This is a genomic window from Mixta sp. Marseille-Q2659, assembly GCF_940807255.1.
In the GTDB taxonomy this organism is placed as follows: domain Bacteria; phylum Pseudomonadota; class Gammaproteobacteria; order Enterobacterales; family Enterobacteriaceae; genus Mixta.
Window position 1 is genome coordinate 45,205 of record NZ_CALNWY010000007.1, and the last position, 19,825, is coordinate 65,029.

24 protein-coding genes and 1 pseudogene are annotated in these 19,825 nt (G+C 60.6%); 13 read left to right on the plus strand and 12 right to left on the minus strand.

Translation table 11 applies throughout. From position 1 onward, the window contains the following. Window positions 1–61: 61 nt before the first annotated feature. From P3C52_RS07320 to P3C52_RS07355, 6 genes and pseudogenes are all read right to left on the minus strand, one after another. Window positions 62–3,028: a Tn3-like element ISPa38 family transposase gene (locus P3C52_RS07320; protein ID WP_045348487.1), complete on the minus strand. Its 2,967-nt coding sequence runs from the start codon at window positions 3,026–3,028 to the stop codon at window positions 62–64. Window positions 3,029–3,294: 266 nt separating this feature from the next. Then, window positions 3,295–4,059, minus strand: coding sequence for an IS6-like element IS6100 family transposase (locus P3C52_RS07330; RefSeq protein ID WP_001389365.1), 765 nt, complete (start codon window positions 4,057–4,059; stop codon window positions 3,295–3,297). A 506-nt stretch (window positions 4,060–4,565) separates the two neighbouring features. Continuing rightward, complete coding sequence (locus P3C52_RS07340) at window positions 4,566–5,066, minus strand: GNAT family N-acetyltransferase (protein ID WP_000376623.1); 501 nt, start codon at window positions 5,064–5,066, stop codon at window positions 4,566–4,568. A 127-nt stretch (window positions 5,067–5,193) separates the two neighbouring features. Next, a complete protein-coding gene (gene sul1, locus P3C52_RS07345; RefSeq protein ID WP_000259031.1) occupies window positions 5,194–6,033 on the minus strand; it encodes a sulfonamide-resistant dihydropteroate synthase Sul1 in 840 nt (279 codons plus the stop codon). Continuing rightward, a complete protein-coding gene (locus tag P3C52_RS07350) occupies window positions 6,027–6,374 on the minus strand; it encodes a quaternary ammonium compound efflux SMR transporter QacE delta 1 (protein ID WP_000679427.1) in 348 nt (115 codons plus the stop codon). The genes sul1 and P3C52_RS07350 overlap by 7 nt, the downstream gene beginning before the upstream one ends. A 116-nt stretch (window positions 6,375–6,490) precedes the next feature. Further along, window positions 6,491–7,329, minus strand: a pseudogene (locus P3C52_RS07355) (AadA family aminoglycoside 3''-O-nucleotidyltransferase). Between the two features lie 145 nt (window positions 7,330–7,474). Here P3C52_RS07355 and intI1 point away from each other — a divergent pair. The 12 genes from intI1 to P3C52_RS07415 all read left to right on the plus strand — a co-directional run bounded on the left by intI1 (window position 7,475) and on the right by P3C52_RS07415 (window position 14,539). Next, on the plus strand, window positions 7,475–8,488 hold the full coding sequence (intI1, locus tag P3C52_RS07360) for a class 1 integron integrase IntI1 (protein WP_000845048.1): 1,014 nt from the start codon (window positions 7,475–7,477) through the stop codon (window positions 8,486–8,488). Window positions 8,489–8,793: 305 nt separating this feature from the next. Beyond that, a complete protein-coding gene (locus P3C52_RS07365; RefSeq protein WP_001247892.1) occupies window positions 8,794–9,084 on the plus strand; it encodes a nucleotidyltransferase in 291 nt (96 codons plus the stop codon). Next, complete coding sequence (locus P3C52_RS07370) at window positions 9,081–9,482, plus strand: DUF86 domain-containing protein (RefSeq protein WP_001293886.1); 402 nt, start codon at window positions 9,081–9,083, stop codon at window positions 9,480–9,482. The genes P3C52_RS07365 and P3C52_RS07370 overlap by 4 nt, the downstream gene beginning before the upstream one ends. Further along, entirely contained in the window at window positions 9,472–9,828 is a 357-nt protein-coding gene (locus tag P3C52_RS07375) for a cupin domain-containing protein (protein WP_000215515.1), read from the plus strand. Before P3C52_RS07370 ends, P3C52_RS07375 begins: the two co-directional genes overlap by 11 nt. Window positions 9,829–10,082: 254 nt before the next feature. Next, complete coding sequence (locus P3C52_RS07380) at window positions 10,083–10,409, plus strand: hypothetical protein (RefSeq protein ID WP_003100858.1); 327 nt, start codon at window positions 10,083–10,085, stop codon at window positions 10,407–10,409. After that, window positions 10,406–10,906, plus strand: a complete 501-nt coding sequence (locus P3C52_RS07385) for a hypothetical protein (protein WP_003100856.1) — start codon at window positions 10,406–10,408, stop codon at window positions 10,904–10,906. The genes P3C52_RS07380 and P3C52_RS07385 overlap by 4 nt, the downstream gene beginning before the upstream one ends. Next, window positions 10,903–11,274: a hypothetical protein gene (locus tag P3C52_RS07390; RefSeq protein ID WP_003100853.1), complete on the plus strand. Its 372-nt coding sequence runs from the start codon at window positions 10,903–10,905 to the stop codon at window positions 11,272–11,274. The genes P3C52_RS07385 and P3C52_RS07390 overlap by 4 nt, the downstream gene beginning before the upstream one ends. Continuing rightward, on the plus strand, window positions 11,268–11,825 hold the full coding sequence (locus P3C52_RS07395; protein ID WP_003100847.1) for a recombinase family protein: 558 nt from the start codon (window positions 11,268–11,270) through the stop codon (window positions 11,823–11,825). Before P3C52_RS07390 ends, P3C52_RS07395 begins: the two co-directional genes overlap by 7 nt. 36 nt (window positions 11,826–11,861) lie before the next feature. Further along, complete coding sequence (locus P3C52_RS07400; protein WP_032640602.1) at window positions 11,862–12,830, plus strand: magnesium and cobalt transport protein CorA; 969 nt, start codon at window positions 11,862–11,864, stop codon at window positions 12,828–12,830. Window positions 12,831–12,921: 91 nt separating this feature from the next. Next, complete coding sequence (locus tag P3C52_RS07405) at window positions 12,922–13,494, plus strand: hypothetical protein (RefSeq protein WP_004099040.1); 573 nt, start codon at window positions 12,922–12,924, stop codon at window positions 13,492–13,494. 87 nt (window positions 13,495–13,581) lie between these two features. Next, the gene (locus tag P3C52_RS07410; RefSeq protein ID WP_004099042.1) at window positions 13,582–14,031 is read left to right on the plus strand and encodes a hypothetical protein; all 450 of its coding nucleotides are present in this window, start codon (window positions 13,582–13,584) and stop codon (window positions 14,029–14,031) included. Between the two features lie 106 nt (window positions 14,032–14,137). After that, the gene (locus P3C52_RS07415; RefSeq protein ID WP_004099044.1) at window positions 14,138–14,539 is read left to right on the plus strand and encodes a RidA family protein; all 402 of its coding nucleotides are present in this window, start codon (window positions 14,138–14,140) and stop codon (window positions 14,537–14,539) included. 30 nt (window positions 14,540–14,569) lie between these two features. Here P3C52_RS07415 and P3C52_RS07420 read toward each other — a convergent pair whose 3' ends face one another. From P3C52_RS07420 to P3C52_RS07445, 6 genes are all read right to left on the minus strand, one after another. Continuing rightward, entirely contained in the window at window positions 14,570–15,841 is a 1,272-nt protein-coding gene (locus P3C52_RS07420; protein ID WP_004357638.1) for an MFS transporter, read from the minus strand. After that, window positions 15,829–16,341 (minus strand): DM13 domain-containing protein, encoded by a 513-nt coding sequence (locus P3C52_RS07425; protein ID WP_004357637.1) that lies wholly within the window; start codon window positions 16,339–16,341, stop codon window positions 15,829–15,831. Before P3C52_RS07425 ends, P3C52_RS07420 begins: the two co-directional genes overlap by 13 nt. 3 nt (window positions 16,342–16,344) lie before the next feature. After that, a complete protein-coding gene (locus P3C52_RS07430) occupies window positions 16,345–16,815 on the minus strand; it encodes a hypothetical protein (RefSeq protein WP_011191345.1) in 471 nt (156 codons plus the stop codon). Window positions 16,816–16,966: 151 nt separating this feature from the next. Next, window positions 16,967–17,257, minus strand: a complete 291-nt coding sequence (locus tag P3C52_RS07435) for a DUF1330 domain-containing protein (protein WP_011191344.1) — start codon at window positions 17,255–17,257, stop codon at window positions 16,967–16,969. Between the two features lie 62 nt (window positions 17,258–17,319). Next, on the minus strand, window positions 17,320–17,751 hold the full coding sequence (locus tag P3C52_RS07440) for a heme-binding protein (protein WP_004357630.1): 432 nt from the start codon (window positions 17,749–17,751) through the stop codon (window positions 17,320–17,322). Between the two features lie 73 nt (window positions 17,752–17,824). After that, window positions 17,825–18,835, minus strand: coding sequence for a zinc-binding alcohol dehydrogenase family protein (locus P3C52_RS07445; protein WP_011191343.1), 1,011 nt, complete (start codon window positions 18,833–18,835; stop codon window positions 17,825–17,827). A 605-nt stretch (window positions 18,836–19,440) separates the two neighbouring features. Between P3C52_RS07445 and P3C52_RS07450 the strand changes: the two genes are divergently transcribed. Beyond that, window positions 19,441–19,824, plus strand: coding sequence for a molybdopterin-dependent oxidoreductase (locus tag P3C52_RS07450; protein WP_224750805.1), 384 nt, complete (start codon window positions 19,441–19,443; stop codon window positions 19,822–19,824). Window position 19,825 lies beyond the last annotated feature (1 nt).

The window sequence follows — 19,825 nt, forward strand, 5'->3', positions numbered from 1 at the left end:
AAGCCTGTCCTCAGCATAGTACCGGGAAGGAGGGAGTGACCATCTCATTAAATAAAGCACGCTAAGCCGGTTGCAGCGGCCGTAGCGGCCTGAACTTGCCCGCGCCGATCTTGGCGCTGCTGCGCCAGAGGTAATCGCCGGTCAGGTTGATGTGCTCCCAGCCGAGCGGCGACAGGTACTGCAACAGGCCGTCATCGACGGCTTGACCGTGGCCACGCAAGGCGTTCGCGGCCCGCTCCAGATAGACCGTGTTCCATAGCACGATGGCCGCCGTCACCAGGTTGAGGCCGCTGGCCCGGTAGCGCTGCTGCTCGAAGCTGCGGTCGCGGATTTCCCCCAGGCGGTTGAAGAACACGGCGCGGGCCAGCGCGTTGCGCGCCTCGCCTTTGTTCAGCCCGGCATGCACGCGGCGGCGCAGCTCGACGCTTTGCAGCCAGTCCAGGATGAACAGTGTGCGCTCGATGCGTCCCAGCTCACGCAGGGCGACGGCCAGGCCGTTCTGGCGCGGGTAGCTGCCAAGCTTCCTGAGCATCAGCGAGGCCGTCGCCGTGCCCTGCTTGATCGAGGTGGCCATCCGCAGGATTTCATCCCAATGGGCGCGGACGTGCTTGATGTTGAGCGTGCCGCCGATCATCGGTTTCAACGCCTCGTAGGTGGCATCGCCCTTCGGGATGTAGAGCTTGGTGTCGCCCAGGTCACGAATGCGCGGGGCGAAGCGGAAGCCCAGCAGGTGCATCAACGCGAAGACGTGGTCCGTGAACCCTGCCGTGTCGGTGTAGTGCTCCTCGATCCGCAGGTCGGATTCGTGATACAGCAGGCCGTCGAGCACGTAGGTCGAGTCGCGCACGCCGACGTTCACGACCTTGGTGTGGAACGGCGCGTACTGGTCGGAGATATGGGTGTAGAACGTCCGCCCTGGGCTGCTGCCGTATTTCGGATTGATGTGGCCGGTGCTCTCGGCCTTGCTGCCGGTGCGGAAGTTCTGGCCGTCCGACGATGACGTGGTGCCGTCGCCCCAATGCCCGGCGAAGGGATGTCGGAACTGCGCGTTGACCAGCTCGGCCAGTGCCGCCCCGTAGGTTTCGTCGCGGATGTGCCAGGCTTGCAGCCAGGCCAGCTTGGCGTAGGTCGTGCCGGGGCACGATTCCGCCATCTTGGTCAGGCCCAGGTTGATCGCGTCGGCGAGGATCGTGGTCAGCAACAGGTTTTTGTCCTTGGCCAGGTCGCCTGACTTCAGGTGGGCGAAGTGCCGGGTGAAGCCCGTCCATTCGTCTACCTCCAGCAGCAATTCGGTGATCTTGACGTGCGGTAGGATCATCGCCGTCTGGTCGATCAGGGCCTGTGCGGTATCGGGCACCGCCGCATCGAGCGGCGTGATCTTCAGGCCCGACTCCGTGATGATGGCGTCCGGCAGCTCGTTGGCCAGCGCCATGCGGTTGACGGTGGCGAGCTGCGTTTCCAGCAGCGTCAGCCGGTCATGCAGGTACTGGTCGCAATCGGTGGCCACGGCCAGCGGCAATTCGCTGGCCTGCTTGAGGCTGGCGAATTTCGCGAGCGGCACCAGGTAGTCCTCGAAGTCCTTGAACTGGCGCGAGCCTTGCACCCAGATGTCGCCGGAGCGCAGCGCGTTCTTCAGCTCCGACAGCGCGCACAGTTCGTAGTAGCGCCGGTCGATGCCGGTGTCGGTCATCACCAGCTTCTGCCAGCGCGGCTTGATGAACTCGGTCGGCGCGTCGGTGGGCACCTTGCGGGCGTTGTCGCTGTTCATGCTGCGCAGCACCTCGATGGCGTCGAGTACGTCCTTGGCGGCGGGCGCGGCCCGCAACTTGAGCACGTCGAGAAATTCCGGCGCGTAGCGGCGCAGCGTGGCGTAGCTCTCGCCGATGCGGTGCAGGAAATCGAAGTCCTCGGGTTGCGCGAGCCGCTGCGCTTCGGTGACGCTCTCGGCGAAAGCATCCCAGGACATGACGGCCTCGATGGCGGCGAACGGATCGCGGCCCGCTTGCTTGGCCTCGATCAGCGCCTGGCCGATGCGCCCGAACAGCCGCACCTTGGCATTGATCGCCTTGCCGGATGCCTGGAACTGCTGCTGATGCTTGTTCTTGGCGGCATTGAACAGCTTGCCCAGGATGCGGTCATGCAGGTCGATGATTTCGTCGGTGACGGTGGCCATGCCCTCGATGGCGAGCGCCACCAGGGTCGCGTAACGCCGCTGCGGCTCGAACTTCGCCAGGTCGGCGGGCGTCATCTGGCCGCCCTCGCGGGCGATCTTGAGCAGCCGGTTCTGGTGAACCAGCCGCTCGATGCCGGAGGGCAGGTCGAGCGCCTGCCACGCCTTGAGGCGTTCGATGTGTTCCAGCATGTGCCGCGAGTTCGGTTTGACCGGGGATTGCCGCAGCCAGGCCAGCCACGTCGTCTTGCCGTTGTCGCGGCGCTTGAGCAGATCGTCGAGGCGACGGCGATGCACGTCCGTCAGCGGCTCAGCCAAGGCGTCGTAGAGACGCCGGTTGGCGCGGGTAATCGCTTCGGCGCTCGCCCGCTCGACGGCGTTGAGGGCGGGCACAATGACCGACTGCCGCCGCAGGTGCTCGATCAAGGCTCTGGCCAGCACGATGCCCTTGTCGGTTTGCATGGCCAGCTCGGTCAGCAACTGGACAGCCTGCCGGTAGTGGCCAATCGTGAACGGCTGGAAGCCGAACACCGTTTGCAGCTCGACCAGGTGCTCGCGTCGGGTCTGCTCACGCTGCCCGTACTCGTCCCAGCTTTCGATGCCGACCTTGAGCTGGTTGGCGACCAGTCTCAGCAATGGCGGGAACGGTGGCTCATCAGCGCCAAGGATGACGCCGGGAAAGCGCAGGTAGCAGAGCTGCACCGCGAAGCCCAGCCGATTGGCCGGGCCGCGCCGCTGCCGGATGATGGAGAGGTCGCTTTCGCTGAACGTGTAGTGACGGATCAACTCATCCTTGGTGTCCGGCAACGCCAGCAGGCTTTCGCGCTCGGCGGCGGAGAGGATCGAACGGCGGGGCATGCGGTTTCCTTCTTCTTGAAAACGTAGGTTTGTGACAAGCCCGCCAAGGCAACCGGCGCGTGTCATTTTCAGAAGACGACTGCACCAGTTGATTGGGCGTAATGGCTGTTGTGCAGCCAGCTCCTGACAGTTCAATATCAGAAGTGATCTGCACCAATCTCGACTATGCTCAATACTCGTGTGCACCAAAGCGAGGTGAGCATGGCGACGGAGGCTCTGTTGCAAAGATTGGCGGCAGTCAGAGGTAGGCTGTCGCTCTGCGCCGATCAGGCGGCTGCTGCGAAATGGTGGTTGAGCATGCCCATGGCCTCCGTCAGCGCCGAGGGCCCAATGCCAAAAGCTCTCTCCACAAGGCGCACCTCGCCCCTGATGCCGGGCTGCAGGCACCAGGGGCGAGCCTGTCCTTTGCGCAGGGCTCGCATGACTTCGAATCCCTTGATCGTGGCATAGGCCGTGGGGATCGATTTGAAACCGCGCACCGGCTTGATCAGTATCTTGAGCTTTCCGTGATCGGCCTCGATCACGTTATTGAGATACTTCACCTGCCGGTGGGCCGTCTCCCGGTCCAGCTTTCCTTCGCGCTTCAATTCGGTGATCGCTGCACCATAGCTCGGCGCTTTGTCGGTATTGAGCGTGGCAGGCTTTTCCCAGTGCTTCAGGCCTCGCAGGGCCTTGCCCAGGAACCGCTTCGCTGCCTTGGCGCTGCGGGTCGGCGACAGGTAGAAATCGATCGTGTCGCCCCGCTTGTCGACTGCCCGGTACAGGTAGGTCCACTTGCCCCGCACCTTGACGTAGGTTTCATCCAGGCGCCAGCTCGGATCAAAGCCACGCCGCCAGAACCAGCGCAGCCGCTTCTCCATCTCCGGGGCGTAGCACTGGACCCAGCGATAGATCGTCGTATGGTCGACCGAAATGCCGCGTTCCGCCAGCATTTCCTCAAGGTCGCGATAGCTGATCGGATAGCGACAATACCAGCGCACCGCCCACAGGATCACATCACCCTGGAAATGGCGCCACTTGAAATCCGTCATCGTTCCGTCCGTCCAATCTCCGCCAAGCATGCTCAAGCTTCACGATTTTTGCAACAGAGCCCACACGAGTATTGAGCATAGTCGAGATTGGTGCAGATCACTTCTGATATTGAACTGTCAGGAGCTGGCTGCACAACAGCCATTACGCCCAATCAACTGGTGCAGTCGTCTTCTGAAAATGACATTTGGTATCTCTCATAAACGGATGTTTTTGAGAGAACTATCTTCGGCCTTCACACGCACGAAAGGCGGCGAAGCTCCGCCGTTAATCCGTCCGCCGGAGATCTCGCCCAGGCAGGCTGAAGGCCGAGCAAGCCTGACAGGCCCGAAAAGCCCGGCACGGGCGTCGGCGGCGATGACGGCGGCGGCATTATCCAGGGTTGATGATGGAAGTGGAGGATATCGACAACCTCTCGCGCAACCAAGACATCGCGGTCGGACTGCAAGTGATCTTGAAGCCACGGGCCCGTCCCACCCCGACATGGACCTCGATGCCCGAACGGACGTTAGATTTCGAGTTCTAGGCGTTCTGCGATGAAGGTTGGATCCCAGCCGGGATTGAAAGTGTCGACGTGGGTGAATCCGAGCCGCTCGTATAGGCCACGCAGGTTCGGGTGGCAGTCGAGCCGCAGCTTGGCGCACCCCTGCGTTCGCGCGGCATGGCGGCAAGCCTCGATCAGCGCGGAGCTGACACCCCGGCCCGCATGTGTCCGTCGCACCGCGAGCTTGTGCAGATATGCGGCCTCCCCCTTGAGGGCGTCGGGCCAGAACTCGGGATCCTCGGCCGACAAGGTGCAACAGCCGACGATGCCGTCGCTGCAACTCGCGACTAGGAGCTCGGATCTCAGGACGAAGGTCTCCGCGAATGTCCGGTCGATCCGCGCGACGTCCCAGGCGGGCGTTCCCTTGGCGGACATCCACGCCGCAGCGTCGTGCATCAGCCGCACAACCTCGTCGATATCACCCGAGCAGGCGACCCGAACGTTCGGAGGCTCCTCGCTGTCCATTCGCTCCCCTGGCGCGGTATGAACCGCCGCCTCATAGTGCAGTTTGATCCTGACGAGCCCAGCATGTCTGCGCCCACCTTCGCGGAACCTGACCAGGGTCCGCTAGCGGGCGGCCGGAAGGTGAATGCTAGGCATGATCTAACCCTCGGTCTCTGGCGTCGCGACTGCGAAATTTCGCGAGGGTTTCCGAGAAGGTGATTGCGCTTCGCAGATCTCCAGGCGCGTGGGTGCGGACGTAGTCAGCGCCATTGCCGATCGCGTGAAGTTCCGCCGCAAGGCTCGCTGGACCCAGATCCTTTACAGGAAGGCCAACGGTGGCGCCCAAGAAGGATTTCCGCGACACCGAGACCAATAGCGGAAGCCCCAACGCCGACTTCAGCTTTTGAAGGTTCGACAGCACGTGCAGCGATGTTTCCGGTGCGGGGCTCAAGAAAAATCCCATCCCCGGATCGAGGATGAGCCGGTCGGCAGCGACCCCGCTCCGTCGCAAGGCGGAAACCCGCGCCTCGAAGAACCGCACAATCTCGTCGAGCGCGTCTTCGGGTCGAAGGTGACCGGTGCGGGTGGCGATGCCATCCCGCTGCGCTGAGTGCATAACCACCAGCCTGCAGTCCGCCTCAGCAATATCGGGATAGAGCGCAGGGTCAGGAAATCCTTGGATATCGTTCAGGTAGCCCACGCCGCGCTTGAGCGCATAGCGCTGGGTTTCCGGTTGGAAGCTGTCGATTGAAACACGGTGCATCTGATCGGACAGGGCGTCTAAGAGCGGCGCAATACGTCTGATCTCATCGGCCGGCGATACAGGCCTCGCGTCCGGATGGCTGGCGGCCGGTCCGACATCCACGACGTCTGATCCGACTCGCAGCATTTCGATCGCCGCGGTGACAGCGCCGGCGGGGTCTAGCCGCCGGCTCTCATCGAAGAAGGAGTCCTCGGTGAGATTCAGAATGCCGAACACCGTCACCATGGCGTCGGCCTCCGCAGCGACTTCCACGATGGGGATCGGGCGAGCAAAAAGGCAGCAATTATGAGCCCCATACCTACAAAGCCCCACGCATCAAGCTTTTGCCCATGAAGCAACCAGGCAATGGCTGTAATTATGACGACGCCGAGTCCCGACCAGACTGCATAAGCAACACCGACAGGGATGGATTTCAGAACCAGAGAAAGAAAATAAAATGCGATGCCATAACCGATTATGACAACGGCGGAAGGGGCAAGCTTAGTAAAGCCCTCGCTAGATTTTAATGCGGATGTTGCGATTACTTCGCCAACTATTGCGATAACAAGAAAAAGCCAGCCTTTCATGATATATCTCCCAATTTGTGTAGGGCTTATTATGCACGCTTAAAAATAATAAAAGCAGACTTGACCTGATAGTTTGGCTGTGAGCAATTATGTGCTTAGTGCATCTAACGCCGGAGTTAAGCCGCCGCGCGTAGCGCGGTCGGCTTGAACGAATTGTTAGACATCATTTACCAACTGACTTGATGATCTCGCCTTTCACAAAGCGAATAAATTCTTCCAAGTGATCTGCGCGTGAGGCCAAGTGATCTTCTTTTTGTCCCAGATAAGCTTGCTTAGCTTCAAGTAAGACGGGCTGATACTGGGCAGGTAGGCGTTTTATTGCCCAGTCGGCAGCGACATCCTTCGGCGCGATTTTGCCGGTTATTGCGCTGTACCAAATGCGGGACAACGTAAGCACTACATTTCGCTCATCGCCGGCCCAGTCGGGCTGCGAGTTCCATAGCTTCAAGGTTTCCCTCAGCGCCTCGAATAGATCCTGTTCAGGAACCGGGTCAAAGAATTCCTCCGCTGCCGGACCTACCAAGGCAACGCTATGTTCTCTTGCTTTTGTAAGCAGGATAGCTAGATCAATGTCGATCATGGCTGGCTCGAAGATACCCGCAAGAATGTCATTGCGCTGCCATTCTCCAAATTGCAGCTCGCGCTTAGCCGGATAACGCCACGGGATGATGTCGTCATGCACGACAAGGGTGACTTCTATAGCGCGGAGCGTCTCGCTCTCGCCAGGGAAAGCCGAAGCCTCCATAAGGTCATTGAGCAATGCTCGCCGCGTCGTTTCATCAAGCTTTACGGCCACAGTAACCAACAAATCAATATCGCTGTATGGCTTCAGGCCGCCATCCACTGCGGAGCCGTACAAATGCACGGCCAGCAACGTTGATTCCAGATGGCGCTCAATGACGCTTAGCACCTCTGATAGTTGGTTCGAAATTTCGATGGTCACCGCTACCCTCATGATGTCTAACTTTGTTTTAGGGCGACTGCCCTGCTGCGTAACATCGTTGCTGCTCCATAACATCAAACATCGACCCACGGCGTAACGCGCTTGCTGCTTGGATGCCCGAGGCATAGACTGTACAAAAAAACAGTCATAACAAGCCATGAAAACCGCCACTGCGCCGTTACCACCGCTGCGTTCGGTCAAGGTTCTGGACCAGTTGCGTGAGCGCATACGCTACTTGCATTACAGTTTACGAACCGAACAGGCTTATGTCCACTGGGTTCGTGCCTTCATCCGTTTCCACGGTGTGCGTCACCCGGCAACCTTGGGCAGCAGCGAAGTCGAGGCATTTCTGTCCTGGCTGGCGAACGAGCGCAAGGTTTCGGTCTCCACGCATCGTCAGGCATTGGCGGCCTTGCTGTTCTTCTACGGCAAGGTGCTGTGCACGGATCTGCCCTGGCTTCAGGAGATCGGAAGACCTCGGCCGTCGCGGCGCTTGCCGGTGGTGCTGACCCCGGATGAAGTGGTTCGCATCCTCGGTTTTCTGGAAGGCGAGCATCGTTTGTTCGCCCAGCTTCTGTATGGAACGGGCATGCGGATCAGTGAGGGTTTGCAACTGCGGGTCAAGGATCTGGATTTCGATCACGGCACGATCATCGTGCGGGAGGGCAAGGGCTCCAAGGATCGGGCCTTGATGTTACCCGAGAGCTTGGCACCCAGCCTGCGCGAGCAGCTGTCGCGTGCACGGGCATGGTGGCTGAAGGACCAGGCCGAGGGCCGCAGCGGCGTTGCGCTTCCCGACGCCCTTGAGCGGAAGTATCCGCGCGCCGGGCATTCCTGGCCGTGGTTCTGGGTTTTTGCGCAGCACACGCATTCGACCGATCCACGGAGCGGTGTCGTGCGTCGCCATCACATGTATGACCAGACCTTTCAGCGCGCCTTCAAACGTGCCGTAGAACAAGCAGGCATCACGAAGCCCGCCACACCGCACACCCTCCGCCACTCGTTCGCGACGGCCTTGCTCCGCAGCGGTTACGACATTCGAACCGTGCAGGATCTGCTCGGCCATTCCGACGTCTCTACGACGATGATTTACACGCATGTGCTGAAAGTTGGCGGTGCCGGAGTGCGCTCACCGCTTGATGCGCTGCCGCCCCTCACTAGTGAGAGGTAGGGCAGCGCAAGTCAATCCTGGCGGATTCACTACCCCTGCGCGAAGGCCATCGGTGCCGCATCGAACGGCCGGTTGCGGAAAGTCCTCCCTGCGTCCGCTGATGGCCGGCAGCAGCCCGTCGTTGCCTGATGGATCCAACCCCTCCGCTGCTATAGTGCAGTCGGCTTCTGACGTTCAGTGCAGCCGTCTTCTGAAAACGACAGCGCGGCACGGGAATCAAGGCATTGCGATTCTCGAAAATAGTTCTTGAAATTCTATTCTTGATTGCATATCATCTCAACGAGTTTCGATAAGAAAGGATGCGCATGCGACCGTCTGTTGTGCTTGACATGAAGCGAAGCGCAGTGCGTGAAGCGGTAGGCCGCTTTCGCGCCGCGAACCCGCGCGTCTTCGGCTCGGTGCTGCATGGCACCGACCGGGATGGCAGCGACCTCGACCTGTTGGTCGATGCGCTGCCCGGTGCCACGTTGTTGGACTTGGGCGATTTGGAAGAAGAACTGAAATCGCTGCTCGGCGTTGACGTCGATCTGCTGACTCCCGGCGACCTGCCGCCGAAGTTCCGGGCCAAGGTGCTCGCGGAGGCGCAACCGATATGAGCGAGAACCGCCTGCCCGATTACCTCGACCACATTCAGCAGGCCGCAACCGATGCGCGCAGCTTCGTGGAAGGGATGGCCAAGGACGACTTCTTGGCCGACAAGCGCACCCAGCAGGCCGTCATCATGAGCCTGATCGTCATCGGCGAGGCGGCCACAAAGGTGATGGATGGCTACGTCGAGTTCACCCAGGCGCATGCCGACGTGCCGTGGCGCAGCATGCGCAATATGCGTAATCGCATGGCTCACGGCTATTTCGACATCAACCTCGATGTGGTGTGGGAGACGGTACAGGAATGGCTGCCGGCGTTGCTCCAGCAATTGCCCGCCGTGCGTCAGGATGCCGACGATGAAGACCGTAACGACAACTGTGAAAGAGGGATCTCCGATGACTGTTGAATCGAGAATATTTTCTGTAGCCGAGTATGTTCAGCCGTCCGAAGGCGAGCCTATTCGTTCCGTTGTGCTTGAAACCCGAGACTCAATTATCGTGGTTTGGCATGTCCATCCCGGGCAGGAAATTGCGGCTCACATTCATCCTCACGGCCAAGACACGTGGACTGTTTTGTCGGGAATGGCTGATTACTTTCAGGGCAATGGGATTGTTCGTGCCCTCAGGGAAGGTGAGATAGCCGTGGCAAGACCGGGCCAAGTGCACGGGGCGCGAAATACAGGTACCGAGCCATTTGTGTTAGTCTCGGTTGTGGCATCAGCCAATGCCGGTTTCGTATTGGCTGAGCGATAGAGCCCAATCTCTGGAGTTGGTCCAATGAGCGGTCGGGGAGATAGGTAACAGACATGCAGCGGACACGGCTGCTAAACCAGGTCGCAAACCTCCTTGCGTCGCAGCGTGCCGCAAGCGACGCGATCAATCGAATGGGGTCGGCATGAGACTGAACACCATCCAGTTCCCGACCGCGTAGCCGCCTGTCCTGCCGATCAGGTCTTGACCATCGACGCCTGGGATCAGTCCTGAATGTTCTTGGAGACCACTACGTTATGAGCCGCAGCCGCCGCAAAACACCCATCGTCGGGCACACGACCTGCGGCAGCGAGCGCGAGGACAAGAAGCTCTGGCATCAGCGCTGGCGCACCCGTGAGCGCACGGCGCTGACCAGCGCGTCGCCCGAAGCCCTGAGCGCCCATCTGCCCCTGCTGGAAAACCAGGCCAGCAGCGTCTGGTCGATGGGCAAGGATGGCCGCTCCTACTGGCCCGTCAAGCGCCAGGCCGCCACGGCGGATCGCATCGCCAATCACAAGGGACGCAACCCGCAAGAACGCGCCTCCCTGAAAAAGCGCCTGCTGCGCAAGTGGATGAGCAAATGAAGCTCTCCTTCCATCAGCACATTGCGCTGTTCTGGATGATCGGTGCTCCGGGCGTCTTCGCGCCCGTGATCGAGAACGCCAAGCGGCCCGATGCCGGCGCCGTCATGGCGTGGGGTGTCGCGATCGTGGCGGTGATGATCCTCTTCACCCCTTTGCTGCTGCGCTGTCCACCATTCCGGCGCTGGTATGGCCGGACGGATGCGCTGTCGGAGCGGCAGCGCCAGGCGCTTGCCGAGCGCGGCCTGCGCCGCTACTACCAGACCGCTTTCGATGACGGCTACGTGCCCCGCGTGATGCCCTACGTGTGGCGCATCATCTGGACGGTCGGCGGGTTGATGGCTGTGACCGCCGTACTGCCTACCAACACCGGACGGCCAGCCTTCGATGCCTTGGTGGTCTTCTCGACCTGGTATCCGATAGGCGTGATGCTGCTGGTTTTCGCGTCGAGGCCCCTTGGCCGGTTGATTCGCCAAAGAGCACAGGAGCGGCGGAAATGAGCACGTCAACCATCGAGGCGCTGGCCAGCGCCTGGGCAAGGATTGCCGAGGAAGCGGAATTCCCCGCTGACTACGAGGGGACTGCCACACCACAAGCGCATCGGGCTAGCGAAGCTATTCAGGAGCAGATTCGGGAGCGCATCGTCGCCACCAACGACATGCGGCTGTTCAGCCTGCTGCACCTGCTGGGTCAGGCGTCGCTGCGCATGGAGCAAGCGCTGTGGCCGGAGGATTACGAGCGGATGACGCGCGAGGTTGAGGAAGCCCTGCGGCAAGCCACCGACGCCAACGCCAGATCGTACACCCACGAAGAAGTGATGCAGGCGATGCAGGAACGCATCGACCGGGCGCGAGACAAGCCATGTTGATTGGCTATGCGCGCGTCTCGACGCAGGATCAGAACCTGGAGCTGCAACGCGAAGCCTTGAGCAAGGCCGGATGTAAAAAGGTCTTCGAGGACAAGGTGAGTGGCACGCGGGCAGACCGGCCTGGCTTGGCCAAGACGCTCGAAATGCTGCGCGAAGGCGATACTTTGGTCGTCTGGAAGCTCGACCGGCTGGGCCGGTCGGTCAAGCAACTGGTCGATCTGGTCGGCGATCTGCACAAGCACGGTGTCCAGTTCAGGAGCCTCACCGACTCCATCGACACCGGCACACCATCCGGGCGGTTCTTCTTCCACGTCATGGCGAGCCTTGCCGAAATGGAGCGCGAGCTGACCGTCGAGCGCACCCGCGCCGGGCTGGAAGTCGCCAAGCAGCTCGGCCGCAAAGGCGGCCGCAAGCCGAAGATGACCGACAGCAAGATCGAGTCGGCCAAGAAGCTGCTGGCCAGCGGGGTGCCGCCCAAGGACGTGGCCAAGAACCTCGGCGTGTCCATTCCGACGCTGTACCGCTGGGTGCCAGCCTCCACGCACGCTTAGCGTGCTTTATTTTCCGTTTTCTGAGACGACCCCTGCATGACCATTATCGCCGCATATTATTACAACGAAGGTAAGCGAGTCCGTGAAATCAGGCTCGATGAGCACGTCGAACTAAACGAGAATCGCTCGGGCTTCTGCTGGATCGCGCTTAGCGAGCCCACCGCAGACGAACTCAGCGCGATCCAGACGACGTATAACCTCCATCCTTTGGCGATCGACAACGCCATGCACCCGCTGTGCCCGCCCAAGCTCGAGGTCTACAACGATGAGTTGTACGTCGTCGCCCAGACCGCCGAGCTGGTCGGCGACCGGATCAGCTACGGCAAGATGGCGATCTTCACCGGTCACAATCACCTTATCACCGTGCGGCACGGCAATGCCGGAGCGCTGGGCAAACTTCGGGAGCAACTCGAGGCATCGCCGACGCAGTTCGGCAAGGGTGTCGACTATGTGCTGCACGCGATCTTGCACCGAGTGGTCGACCAGTATCTGCCCATCTTCGAAATGATCGAGGACGACGTCCTGGCGATGGAGCGACGGTCGCTGCACGATTTCCTCGAGCCAGAAGAGGTGGCGCGAATCTTCGAACTAAGGTCCGAACTCACGCGGTTCCAGCGCACGCTCGGGGCTATGGCCGAGCTGGTGCGAAAGCTCGTTCGCGGCCACTTTCCCTGCATCAGCGCCGAAATGACACCATATTTCCACGACGTCGCGGACCATGTCCACCGCGTGCAGTCCATGGTCGACGGCCTCCTGCTTGTCCTGTCCACGGTCTTCGAGGCCAGCAGCCTTCTGGAAGCGCAAAGGATCGGTGTGGTCACTCGCCAGCTCGCGGCCTGGGCGGCGATCTTGGCGGTCCCGACGGCGATCGCCGGAATATATGGCATGAACTTCAAGCACATGCCGGAACTGGACACGCCATATGGCTACTTCGTCGTGCTCGGAGTGATAGCGGTGTTCTGCCTTCTCCTATTCATGCGCTTCAAGAAGGCCAAGTGGCTATGAGTAACGCACTTCGCGAGCTTCTCCGTCCGCCGAGTCACAGCGCGCTTTGTGCGCGAGCGTGTCCAATCCAGTTCAAGATGAAGGTGCTTCCATGACCTCCCAGGTGACCGACGTTCTAGAAGCAGTCCAGTCATTCATCGCCAAAGGCTATGACCGCGAATACCGCGTCAAGGACGGCAATCTCGTCGATCTCGAACTAGGGTCAACCCTCGATGCATGCAGCATTCGCGTCGATGCGGCGTTGCGCCTCGAGAGCGGGGACGACGGCGAAGATGCCTCCAACATCTACGCGATCACCGATCCGGCGACAGAGCATAAAGGCCTGTTGATCGACGCCTTCGACGTGTTCCACGAAATCTGCCCCCGCGACTTGTCCGAGCGCCTTGTGGCGCATCGGGAAACAGCACCGGCAGGTGACCAGGACGCGCCGAGCAAGCACGGACTACGGAAAGTCTACAAGAGCGAGTTTCACAGCGATCCCGAGCGTTACGTTCTGCGCGAGGGCTTTCCAGACTTCCCGCCATGCCCTTTCGGCCAATCCTTCAGCATCCTCGGCTTCGATACCGCCGAGCAGGAATATGTCTGGCTCGTCACGAGCATCATTCGAGATCCTCGGCTGATCAGGGTTCCATACCAGGGCGAAGACGTCATCAGCGACGAATAGCGGTGTCGCTTAGCCGGAAAGGCTGGCCTTCCTGGCCCACACATCTGCAGGCTGAACTTTAAGAACATCGAAAATTAGGAGGTGATTATGGACTGGAACAAGGACCACATACGAGAAACTATGCTCTTGCTGGAGACAGCAGCGTTGCACAGCGCTCGCGAAAACTACCTGGACTATGTCTCTACCGCTCGGCTCGATCGGAGCGAACCGATCGAAAACGACGAACTAGCTCAGGCCGAGGTCGCGAGCGACTTCGCTGAAGCGCTCGATGACACGCTCCATGACTACGCCAATAAACTCGAAAAGCTCAGGACGATCGATTTCGGCCCCAAGTTGGCCGTCAACGAAGGCGCTGTCGTCAAGCTGTCCGGCCGCCACTTTGTGATCGCGGTGTCAACGAGCAAGTTTACCTGTCAGGGGCGTGAGCTCATGGGCATTTCCACGATGGCGCCGATCTTCGAAGCGATCGAGGGTGCCCGAGCCGGGGAGACCGTGCAGTTCAACGGCCGGGACCTCACCGTAGAAGACGTGGAATAAAGCCCTCCACCGCAGCCGGCGCGCTAGTGCCGAACGCCCTGCATCTCTTTCTGCATGCATACGGTCACTTGCAGCCGCGTTGACCTGGCTCATCAAAGGCAAACTCATGACAACACCTTCATTCTTCATCACCCCCGGATACGGGACGCGCCTGCATGACGCGCTTCATTATTCTCAGGCAATGCGCATTGGTGACCGCGTGGAGATCTCCGGACAGGGCGGATGGAACGACGATCTCGTCATTCCGGAGTCGATTGAGGAAGAGATCGAGCAGGCGTTCAAGAACGTGGAACGGACGCTCGCGACCGCCGGAGCACGCTGGCCGCATGTGGTCCACGTCAATTCCTATCACGTCGGTGGATTCCCTCCCGTGATCAACGAAACAATGGCCAAGCTGTATCGCCACTACATGCCCGACCGCGCTCCAATCTGGACGCAGTTGGGAATCGAAGCGCTGGGGCTTCCAACCATGCGTATCGAAATTCGCGTAACAGCTATCATCGCCTGACCCCGCGGTTCGTGCAGGCGCCGTGCCGCGCTAATCCCGCACGCCCTGCGCCCGCTTCTCCATGCATATCATCGTATCGAGAGATCCGGTTATCATCGGCGTGCTCGGAGAACGGGGGGCCGCCTTGGCCTGGTTGGCGCGCCTCGGCTGCCTGCGGGCGATGGCCAGCACTGCCAGGAGCGTGAGCAACGCCGCCGCATAAAGGAACAGGCCGCCAGGGCCGACGATATTCATTGCAGCTGCTCCTATTAGGGGGCCAGCGGCTGTCCCGATCCCGTTGAGCAACAGAAGCCCGCGCGCGGTGCCGAGTAGCCGACCGGCCGGAAGATCGTCGTTTGCGACGGCGAGACACAACGAATAAATCGGGATGCCAAAGCCGCCGAACAGCGCACCTGCCGCAAGGAGCAGCGGCAGAGGCGCTTCCACCGCCAACGCTACGCCGATGGCAGACGCTGCGGACGCCAGCGCCGCACCGGCGATGACAAGATTCCGGGGCACTCGATCCGAAAGCCAACCGAGTGGCCAATGGAAGGCGAGCGTTCCACCAAGAACCGCAGCCATGAAGGCGGAGATACCGCCCACATCGAGGCCGATGCTCTGGGCGAAGTTCGCGCCCATGCCCCAGAAACCACCGATAGCCAGGCCGGCCAGGAAAGCGCCAGCCGCAGCGAGAGGTGATACGAGGACGAGGTCCCTGAACGCGACCCATTCCTGTTCCACCTGGGCCGGCGGATGACTGGGCAGCAAGGTGATCGGAACCACCGCCGCTGATATCAGCAGCGACACGATGAGGAACAATGTCACGTCGGCGGGCGGTGCGATGTTGAGTAACGCCTGCCCGATTGCCCATGAGCCCATAGAGACAACTCCGAATATCGACAGGAGCTGCCCGCGTGTGGATGGCAATGCGTGGGCGTTGAGCCAACTCTCCGTTGCGAGGATCATGCCCGCGTAGGCGAAGCCGGTAATCAGGCGAAGCGGCATCCAGGCGATCGGCTCCACGAACGCCACATGGAGAAGGGCGGTCATCGAGGCAATGGCCGCGAAGCCGGCGAAGGTTCTGACATGTCCCACGGAGACGATGATCGGTGGCAACACGAGCGCGCCGATCGTGAAACCCGCGAAATAGAAGGACATCATCGCGCTGATCGCGCCGGTCGAGAACCCCTTATGGCCGGCTCTCACGATCAGGAGCGTGCTCAGCAGGCCATTGCCCAGCAGCAGAGCGGCGACGCTCAGCAGCAGCGCCGCCACCGGCGCGAGAACGAGGCCGCGCTTGCCCGCCGACCTCATGGTATCCATCGCCGGGCTCGTTCTCGGGCCTGACTTGAGGGTTGATACTCTGCCGCACTGATGAACTGGTCGAATGCTTCGCACCAGATGACGACCGTGTTGTAGTCACGGACATCGATGCCGGCAGGCACCTCGACGATGAAGCCGTTGAACGTCTTCACATCGCCCACGCGGACTGATCTGTCCTTGATTAGGAGAAAGGCCTCCTTCGTGTCGACGAAACGTGGTGCGAGGTAGAGCTTGTAGTCGGGACCAGGGGCGAGGCGCCCGATATGGGCGATACGGTCGCGCGAGACCCGGATCTCGCCTTCCCCCCAGTGAAGCAGGTCGCTGCCTTTGAGATCGCGGGCCAGACGCCCTGCGTAGAGCGTCTCGGCTGAGATGGTCCGCAAGGCCGCCGCGTCCGGGGCCTGGGGGGCGGTCAGGATCGGCAGCGTGTAGACACCGCCCGCGAAGCCCATGGCGAGCATCGCGAGATGGGTGGCAATCAGGATGACCCAGCGCCGCATCGGTTACACCAGCTCCAGTCCCTTCACGAGCTGATCGGCGTCGAGATGGAAGTCCGAGAATACGATGCGGCCGCCAGCGTCCATCACGGAGAACCAGGGCGTTCCCCGCGTGCGGTAGTCCTCCATGAAGGTGGGAAGCGTCGCGCCGGCAGGTGGCTCGTCCTGACCGAACGCGACAGGAAGCGCATACTTGAGCTGGTTCACGCGCAGCTTCTCGAAGGTGTTCTCATCCGCTCCTTCGAAGACGGTCTGGATCACCGCGAAGCCCACGCCCTTGGCGCTCAATGCACCATGCAACCTTTGTAGCGTCGGAAATCCATGCAAATGGCAGCCACGGCACCAGTGCTGGAAGGCGAAGAGGACTTTCGGGCCGGTGCCGAGATCCGACAGCTTGAGCGGCGCGATGCTTTCTCCATCCGCGCCAATCCATCTCTGCACCCGCAGCTCGGGGGCTTGTCGTTCGTCGACGCTCATCTGATCCTCCAATTCCGATGCAGAAGTCCGATGAGTGGTCGCGTGTGGCGATGGCACGCGAACCTCACCGCCTTGATCCCCTACAGGTTGTAGGATGCGAGTTCGCCGACCGATACCTCGTGGCCAGCCCCGCCGTTCTTCCGTCGGTGTGTCACCGCCGCCCCTCAATGACAAAGGCGCGATAGCGGGAACCGGCAAAACGGTGCGCAGCGATGGTTTGGTAGGCGGGGCTATGATACCAATCACGGGCGGCCTGCATCGTCGGGAACCGCAAAATTACGGCCCCTTCGACGGGCGGCCCCTCCAAATGCTCCATCGCGCCATAAGCGGCGAGAAAGGTTACGTCGTGGCCATCGAACGATGGGCCGACGCCTGCAGAATAGGTTGCGAGTTCTTCCGGATCGGTGGTTTCTTCGCGGGTGAAGACGACGAACGCTTCCATCTTAAAGTCTTTCATAAGGTCGCATCTGCAGGCCACCGCCGCTGGCGATGGCCTTAAAGTCGTCAGGCTGGCAGCTCGAACCCGATTTTCGTGAGTGCCTCGACGCACGCATCCTGATCCTGCTGATAGTTGCCTCCGGAGATGCCGATCCCGCCGATCAACTTCCCGTCTTCCAGGATCGGATAGCCTCCGCCGACAGCGACCATCCGGGGGCGATAGGCCAGCGGCGCCACTTTTGGATCGTTCGAAACATAGTCGTTCCAGACATGGGTGGGGTACCCAAACGAGGCGGAACTCCAAGCCTTGTCGATGGCAACATCGACGGTGAGAAACGGCGCGTCATCAGTGCGCTCGAACGCGCGCAGGTTACCGGTGGCGTCGACGACGGCGACCGCAGCCGGGATGCCGATTGTACGTGCCGCGGCGATCGCCGCGTCGATGAGGGCGACGGCGGTTTCGCGGTTGATCGAGGCGGTGGCAATGGATTTCGTCATGAAATTTCCTTCGCCGTGGCGTAATCCGTCCGGCGTTCTTGAGGTTAGAAAAGACGTTCGGCGGTGGCAGTCATCAGAAGCCTTCGAGGACAATCTTGCCTCTTGCCGCGCCACTTTCGATCAGTGCGTGCACCGTCTTCAGATTGGCGGCATTAATTGGCGACAATTTTTCGGTTAGCGTCGTGCGAATTTTGCCGTCGTCCACCAGCACCGCCAGCGAATTGAGGATCTTGCCCTGCTCATCCATGTCGGGCGTGCCGTAGAGCGACCGTGTGAACATCAGCTCGTGGTGGATCGACACTGCCTTGCGCTTGAACAGCATGACGTCGAGCGCCTTGGGATCGTCGATGAATCCGAACCGTCCTTGCGGGGCGATCAGTTCGGCGATGTCGGATGCATGCTGCTCGGTATGCGTGGTCGAGAACACGAAAGCGGGAGCGCCGATGTTGAGCTCGGCAATCTGTGGCGCGAGCGGCCGAGAGTGGTCGATGACATGATGAGCCCCAAGCCCTTTAACCCACTCCTGGGTTTCCGGCCGAGAGGCGGTGGAGATGACGATGAGATCCGTGCGCTGTCGAGCGATCTGGATGGCGATCGACCCGACCCCACCCGCACCACCGATGATGAGGATCGCCGCCGCCCCGGGAACGGGCTTCGTCACGTCCAGGCGATCGAACATGGCTTCCCAGGCCGTCAACGTCGTGAGTGGCAGCGCCGCCGCTTCCGCCCAGTCGAGCGACGCGGGTTTACGACCGACGATCCGGGCGTCGACGAGATGGAACTCCGCATTGGTGCCAGGCCTTATGAGCGATCCGGCATAATAGACCTCGTCGCCTACCGCGAACTGCGTCACGTCGGGGCCGACCTCTTGCACGATCCCGGCCGCATCCCATCCCAGCACTTTCCAATCGCCATCAGCGGGCGGCGTGCTGCTGCGGATTTTGTAGTCGACCGGGTTGACCGAGACAGCCTTCACCTCAACCAGGATATCGCCTCCTTCAGCGACAGGCCGAGGCAGATCAATGTCGACCAGAGAGGCGTCCTCGGCGATGGGTCCCGGAACCTTGTAACCAACGGCTTTCATCGGTGTCTCCAGCTTGCTGTATCCTGAAGTCTTATCGATCAGATCGAAATTTCTTCCGAAATATACTCAGGATTTAAAGATTTCGCGTGTCAGACTATGAAGGTATGCGCGCAACATATCCAATAGCGGTACGACATAGTTTCCATACCTCGGAGCCGGATTCAGAAGTTTATCGAAAATAGCGGTTTATTGCTGTTCGGCGGGTGAGCATCCGGATGGAGGCGATAAGCGCCCAAGCGGTTGAGGAGTCGACCTCTCAGCGGTCGCGTTGGCAGGGGCGATCTCGCCCGCCGGTCTCACACCAACGTTGGCAAGCGACGGCGTCCGCTCGAAATCCGCTGACGGGGATACGCCTGCAATGCCGATTCGAAGCTATCGAAACTATAGCTACAGGGTATTGGGAAATCATACTGGACTGACGCTATAGTCTTCACGCATAACCACGACTCAAAATGGTCCAACACTTTTCTCTACGCTAATAGAGAATCCGGTATTCTGATTTTCAGTGAATTGGCTCGTTCGGCGGTTGTGCGCGCAAAGATCTTTTACAGAATTCTGAACTGAATCAGGTTCTGGTCTGTCGTGACAAGCAAGGGGGTTTCGCTATGGTCACCAGAGGTTTCACAGGCCGCGGTCCAGGCGGCGACCAGTCCGATCGGATACCGCCGGGTCAGCATCTCGTGGAGAATTTCCCTGTTCTGACGGCCGGGCCAACGCCGAGCGTGGAGCCCTCCGATTGGAAATTCACCGTCAAGATCGGTCCGAAGCCCGTCAAAGTGTGGAACTGGAGCGAGTTCAACGCCCTACCGAAGACCAAGATGACCCGAGACATTCACTGCGTCACGTCCTGGTCCAAGCTGGATACCGCCTGGGAGGGCGTACTCATCGAAGACATCCTTGCAGATGCAGGGCTCGATCGGCCCACCGATTTCGTCTTGGCGCACTGCTACGATAATTACTGGGGTCGGTTCCGGCTGAGGGCGAAATGAC